The organism is Candidatus Protofrankia californiensis, from assembly GCF_900634765.1.
GTDB lineage: Bacteria > Actinomycetota > Actinomycetes > Frankiales > Frankiaceae > Protofrankia > Protofrankia californiensis.
Genome location: NZ_CAAAFT010000288.1, coordinates 1 through 5,235, shown reverse-complemented (window position 1 = coordinate 5,235; position 5,235 = coordinate 1). Strand labels below are relative to the sequence as shown.

Genomic DNA, 5,235 nt, shown 5'->3' with positions numbered 1-5,235 from the left:
TCCAGGCAGAGACCACACGGAGATCACTGTTGCTGTAGTACTAGGCGAGGGCCTTCGTCTGTATCTCCTGCATGTTCCAATAGTCGCGGTAGCTAGTGATCTTGCCAGCGTCGTTGAGCGTCAGGACGCCGGCGATTGGGATGGACACGATTAGGTTGCCGTCGAAGTCTTTGATGTCGTCGACCCGCTCGGTCCAGACGACTTCGCCGGTCTGCCTGATGCGCTTCATGTGGACCTGCACGGTCGCCATGTTGTAACCGGCCTGGAACTGGTCGAGCAGGGCGATGGCCTCCGCAGGGCCGTGTGTCTCGGGGATGCCAGGGGCTGCGAGCCAGGCCGCGTCGGCGGTGAACGTGTCGGTGAACGAGGCGCAGAACTCGTTGTAGCTGGTGCTCCAGCGCTTGAAGAAGTTTTCGACGGTGGTGATGTGGTCCATTTTTGTGGGCTCCTGGTTCTTGCAGGGGGCAGTGGTCGAAGTGCGGAAAGAAGCTGGTTACTCGCTTGGGTCAGGCCGGGACGGCGACTCGCTCGGGGGACGCCTCGGTAGCCTCTGAGCGCGACAGGTGCCGCTGAAGGGTGAGGAGCAGCTGTGAGCTCCACCAGAGGCAGGTCGCGGCCAAGGCGACGCTCAGGCAGGCGCTGAGGAAAAGCAGGAAGCCGTTGGGGTTTGCGGAGTTCTGCAGGACCAGGGTCGGGAAACCACCGCCGATGGTGTCGAATGCGAAGTTGGCCGGAAAGATAGCGAACAGCGCGAGGGCGTGGATCTCTTTGGTCGCGCGTACCTTCAGACAGGTCGCGAGGACGGCGAACCCGGTGATCTGGGCCGCTTCCATGAAGGCGATGAACAGCGGGTAATCCAGGACGCGCCACGGCGACTCGCCGTAGTAGGTGTAGAGGTCGACGTTGATGGCGGTGATTTCGAATACTGCCGTCGTGAAGGCCGTCAGGGCTCCCAACTTGAAGATCGTGAGCAGAGTCGTGCCCTTGGCGAGAGAGCGGTAGAGCAACAGCGCCGGCAGGCCGAAGACCATGACGTATGCCGGCATCACCCAGATGGGTTGTGGCAGCCCGAAGCTGGTGAACAGGGTCCACTGCTTGCCGTTGTCGAGCCAGTGCAGGTGGTAGGTGATGTCGTAGATCGGCTCGATGATGCTGCCGACGGCTACCGCGACCACGAGCGCTACCGGGAAGAGGGATCGCTCCTGACGGGCCATCCTGACGGCATACGCCAGCAGGGCCGCGGTGCCGGCCCAGAGCACGATCGTCGCCACGGTCTGCATCGTGGTGTTGAGCGGCAGGTCGTAGGGGGGTGCGGGCGGCGGGGTCGGATTGGCGTGCAGCATGTCGACCTCCGGTCGGCGTGTGGTCGCCGCAGCGTAGGTTTGCACTGCTGTTGCGCGGACCCCCCGGGATGAGCATTTCTCATCCCTAAGGGATGAGAAATGCCGGGATGTCGAGGGCGATGGCGATGGCCTGCGCGCGGTTGTTCGCCCCAAGCTTGGCCAGAACGTTCTTCACGTGGGTCTTAACCGTCGGAAGACTGATCACGAGGCGCTCCGCGATCTGCTGGTTGCTCGCCCCGGTGGCGAGTACTTCGAGCACCTCGCGTTCTCGGCGGGTGAGGGAGCCGACGGATGGCGCAGAAACTGATGCTTCGGCGTCGTCGAGCGTTCCGAGTGCGACTTCGGTCTCGTGGAGCCGTTGCAGCGTGAAGTCGACGACGAACAGGGCCTCCCTGGCCTTTTCGCGTTGCCGGTGCAGGCGTTCTACGAGCGTCGCACGCTCGTAGAGATGCGCGAACCCTTCGGCGAAGGCGCCGAGCGCCTCGCTGTCGACCTCGGTGCATGGTTGGCCGCCAATCCCGTGGTCGGCGTGAAAGAACCCGATGACCTTGCCCGCCGCGGCGACGGGGGCGACGACGTACGACTGCGAGTGCCCCGCCCGGATGATGGGGTGGATCCTGGGATCGGCGGTGTCATGTACGAGAAGAGGTCGGCCTGCACTGAGGAGTTCGGTCTCGAGGACGAACTCGCCGAGCGGGATTCGCCGTTCCGACCAGGCCGAGAACCACTCTTCGTCGAGGACGATCGCGTTGACCTTCCAAGGCTGCCAGGCACCGTCATCAACGCGGGACAGCAATACCCGCTCAAGGCCGCAGGAGCGAACCACCTCCTCACATGCACGATCTACCAGCTGAGCTGAAGAACTGACAGCTCGCAACCGGCGCAGGCCCTGTTCGACGTCGTCGATGCGGCGGACCCGCGCCGCAACCTCCTCCGTTGCCTGCCGGACACGGAGATCCTCAAGGTCGCAGAACAGCACTCGCAGCTCTGCGCTGGGACTCGCGACGAGCCGTAGGCGGCATAGGCGGCTGAGCTCGTCGACGTCCGCGCTGAGGTCCGGGTGCGGCGACAGCAGCCGTGCGGCTCTCTCTAGAAGGCGGTTCGTGCTCACGACCGCTTACCCAAGAATGTTGCGACCGCTTCGGCGCGCGAGCTGGCCCCGAGCTTGCGCATGACGCTCCTGAGATTGGACTTCACGGTCTCCCGGCTGACAAGGAGCCGGTCGGCTATCTCGCCGTTCCTCAACCCCCCGGCGACAAGTTCCATGAGTTCGGTCTCCCTGGCGGTGAGGACGGTCTTTCTCCGCGAAGACCTCTCCGGCCGGACGACACCAAAGACGGCCTCCGCGCGACCAGCAACGACCGCTACTGGATCCTCAGAGCGCACCAATCGGACCTGGTCGTGGGCGAGCTGCTCGATCTGTGCTTCGGCCTGCGCGAAGGCGCCGCGTGCGCGGTCCAGCTGCTGGCGCAGCCGGCCGAGAAGAACGGTCCGTTCGACCAGGGCACCGAAACCCTGCGCGAAGGCCCAAAGCATGTCTCTGTCATGGTCGGTCAGTGGTCGCCCGCTGACCAGGCAATCAGCCTGCAAGAAACCGATGACACGACTCGAGGGCATTATCGGGGAAGCAACGTAGGCCCGGCTGCGGGTGGCCGCCATGAGGGCCTTATCGGCACGCGGGTCGTCCGCCTGGATGACCTCGGCGGCACGCCGACGGATGAGGTCCGCCTCGAGCACACCGCGACTGAGCGGGATCCAGTCCGACGTGAGGTGCTTTGCGGTCGCGGTCGCGACATCGTGATCTACGTCCGGGTGCTGCCAGACCGCCTCAGCCCGCCATCCCGAGTCCCGCAGCTTCGAGATGACGGCGCGGTCGAAGTCACAGCACTCGGCGAGTACCTTCACCGCCGCAGGCAGCAGGGCATCAAGGACGGTGTGCTGCTGCAAAGACGCCAGGCCTTGGTGCACCCGCGCCAGCCCCTGAAGCCGGAGCCGCATGATCTGCTCAGCGATGTCACATCGCGCCACGCTCGCACGGGTCAGCAGCTCAGGTGCGTTCACGTCACCGGCCAGAACGGCGTCGCGCAAGCTTGTGCGTGCGTCGTCTAGAGCGGCCCGGATATTGCGAGCCGCATCTGGCGTCAACGAGCCACTGACGCGGGCACAGATACCGTCGACCTCCGCTGCCCTCACCATGAGCACCTCACGGGTCAGATCATGTCGCACACGGGTCAACCCATACTGCGCCGCCCACGTCTATGCCGTGGCCTCAGACCCCCCGCACAGATAGCCCTCAGGCACCGCGTCGTTTTCACCTCGCGGGCACGGGATGACTACACGTCCTGGGCCGACGACCGCAAAACGCTGCGCCGGATCAACCGCCTGATCGAGGAGTCAGTGCGCGATCCGGCCACCGGGATCGGTAAACCGGAGCCGCTGTCACAGAATCTGTCCGGGTACTGGCCACGACGGATCACCGACGAACACCGTCTGGTCTACCATATGCGCGGAGACGATCTGATCATTATTCAGGTTCGCTACCGCTACTGATCGGACTCGACACCACAAGCAACACGGCCGTGTCGCCAGGCCGCGACTGCGGCAGCACCCTGCTGATCCGGCTCACGCGGACAGGGAACCAGGAATGCGGATGTCAAGAATCCGTCCGTAGCGGCCACCGGCATCGACCGGTAGTCCGTGCGACCAGCCGTAGACCTCACCGGGAAGGCGCCTCACGATCTTGTAGGCGGCGCGGACGTCAGGCACCCGAATCTTCGCGTCAGAGGACGAGCGTTAGTGATCTATCTGGACACGAGTGCGATCGTCAAACTCCTCCGGCGCGAGGCGGAAACGCATGCGCTGGTCAAGCATCTCGACGCACACCCCGAGCACAATCTTCTCACGTCCGTACTGACCACCGTCGAGGTCGCACGGGCTCTGACAGCGCTTGGCGCGGTGGACATCGCGACCCGTGCTGTCCACCGGTCGGACCGGATCGAGATCGGCGACAGCACCATCCCCGCCGTCTCGGTGACGGCGACGGTCCTCGACCTTGCGCGCACTCTGCCCCCAGCGGTTCTCCGCTCGCTGGACGCCATCCACCTGGCCACCGCCCTCCTCGCCGGCGACAGCCTCCACCACCTCATCACCTACGACAAACGGATGACCGCCGCGGCAGAGGTTGCGGGCCTACGCACCTCAGCTGAACAGCTACCGGGCGCAAGCCGAGGCGCTCCTCCCCCGCCATTGCGGCGGCCATCGAACCGATGGGCCTTTGCCTGCCGGTGGAGAAGACGCTCGTCACCCACATTGACGAGGGGCTGGATTTCCTCGGGTGGCGCATCCAACGGCACCGCAAGAGAGGGACAGCCGAGCACTACGTCTACACCTATCCGTCCAAGAAAGCGCTCCGCGCGATCACGGCGAAGGTGAAGGCCACGTGCATGCATAACGTGAACCAGTCGCTGGCTGACCTGCTGCACCGGCTCAACCCGATGCTGCGGGGATGGACGGCCTACTTCCGGGCCGGGGTATCGAATGCTACCTTCGGATATCTGCGCTCCTACGTGTGGAGCCGGATCATGCGATGGCTGCGCAAGAAGCATCGGCGGATCAACTGGAAGAAACTGCTACGCCGCTACTGCACCGATCCTCGGGACAGATGGTGGCCAGCGGACGGCAACGTGGTCTTGTTCAACCCGGGCTCGGTGAGCACCACGAGATACCGATATCGGGGAACAAAGATTCCGTCGCCGTGGCCAAGCGTCGCATGAGTGAACAGCACCGCCCAACGCGGTTTGTGGAGCGCCGGATGCGTTGAAAGGCGCAGGTCCGGTGCGGGAGGCGGCCCGAGGAAACGGGTTGGGCGTGAGCCCAGCACCGCGCCTCGGGC

7 protein-coding genes and 2 pseudogenes are annotated in these 5,235 nt (G+C 64.7%); 3 read left to right on the top strand and 6 right to left on the bottom strand.

What is annotated here, in order from left to right; all coding sequences use genetic code 11:
* Window positions 1-40: 40 nt before the first annotated feature.
* The 5 genes and pseudogenes from DD1DGNOD_RS15540 to DD1DGNOD_RS31285 all read right to left on the bottom strand — a co-directional run.
* Entirely contained in the window at window positions 41-436 is a 396-nt protein-coding gene (locus DD1DGNOD_RS15540) for a limonene-1,2-epoxide hydrolase family protein (protein ID WP_131770451.1), read from the bottom strand.
* A gap of 70 nt (window positions 437-506) precedes the next feature.
* The gene (locus DD1DGNOD_RS15535) at window positions 507-1,343 is read right to left on the bottom strand and encodes a hypothetical protein (RefSeq protein WP_131766976.1); all 837 of its coding nucleotides are present in this window, start codon (window positions 1,341-1,343) and stop codon (window positions 507-509) included.
* A gap of 85 nt (window positions 1,344-1,428) precedes the next feature.
* Window positions 1,429-2,454, bottom strand: a complete 1,026-nt coding sequence (locus tag DD1DGNOD_RS29570; RefSeq protein WP_131766975.1) for a LuxR C-terminal-related transcriptional regulator — start codon at window positions 2,452-2,454, stop codon at window positions 1,429-1,431.
* Window positions 2,451-2,729 carry a response regulator transcription factor gene (locus tag DD1DGNOD_RS29565; protein WP_241251525.1) on the bottom strand — a complete coding sequence of 93 codons (279 nt, stop codon included), beginning with the start codon at window positions 2,727-2,729 and terminating at the stop codon, window positions 2,451-2,453. Before DD1DGNOD_RS29565 ends, DD1DGNOD_RS29570 begins: the two co-directional genes overlap by 4 nt.
* A gap of 189 nt (window positions 2,730-2,918) precedes the next feature.
* A pseudogene (locus DD1DGNOD_RS31285) lies at window positions 2,919-3,341 on the bottom strand (GAF domain-containing protein); the annotation flags it as partial.
* A 288-nt stretch (window positions 3,342-3,629) separates the two neighbouring features.
* Here DD1DGNOD_RS31285 and DD1DGNOD_RS15520 point away from each other — a divergent pair.
* The gene (locus DD1DGNOD_RS15520; protein WP_346434335.1) at window positions 3,630-3,893 is read left to right on the top strand and encodes a Txe/YoeB family addiction module toxin; all 264 of its coding nucleotides are present in this window, start codon (window positions 3,630-3,632) and stop codon (window positions 3,891-3,893) included.
* A gap of 72 nt (window positions 3,894-3,965) precedes the next feature.
* Here DD1DGNOD_RS15520 and DD1DGNOD_RS27105 read toward each other — a convergent pair whose 3' ends face one another.
* The gene (locus tag DD1DGNOD_RS27105; protein ID WP_165035006.1) at window positions 3,966-4,109 is read right to left on the bottom strand and encodes a hypothetical protein; all 144 of its coding nucleotides are present in this window, start codon (window positions 4,107-4,109) and stop codon (window positions 3,966-3,968) included.
* On the opposite strand from DD1DGNOD_RS27105, the pseudogene DD1DGNOD_RS31280 reads away from it, so the two are divergent.
* Window positions 4,041-4,460: pseudogene (locus tag DD1DGNOD_RS31280) on the top strand (type II toxin-antitoxin system VapC family toxin); the annotation flags it as partial. The gene DD1DGNOD_RS27105 and the pseudogene DD1DGNOD_RS31280 sit on opposite strands and share 69 nt — an antisense overlap.
* Window positions 4,461-4,609: 149 nt before the next feature.
* Window positions 4,610-5,116 (top strand): group II intron maturase-specific domain-containing protein, encoded by a 507-nt coding sequence (locus DD1DGNOD_RS15510; protein WP_131770450.1) that lies wholly within the window; start codon window positions 4,610-4,612, stop codon window positions 5,114-5,116.
* Window positions 5,117-5,235: the final 119 nt, after the last annotated feature.

Bases quoted from the DNA above. Each gene is read 5' to 3' on its own strand.
- DD1DGNOD_RS15540 (WP_131770451.1), bottom strand. From the start codon at position 436: ATGGACCACATCACCACCGTCGAAAACTTCTTCAAGCGCTGGAGCACC.
- DD1DGNOD_RS15535 (WP_131766976.1), bottom strand. From the start codon at position 1,343: ATGCTGCACGCCAATCCGACCCCGCCGCCCGCACCCCCCTACGACCTG.
- DD1DGNOD_RS15510 (WP_131770450.1), top strand. From the start codon at position 4,610: ATGGGCCTTTGCCTGCCGGTGGAGAAGACGCTCGTCACCCACATTGAC.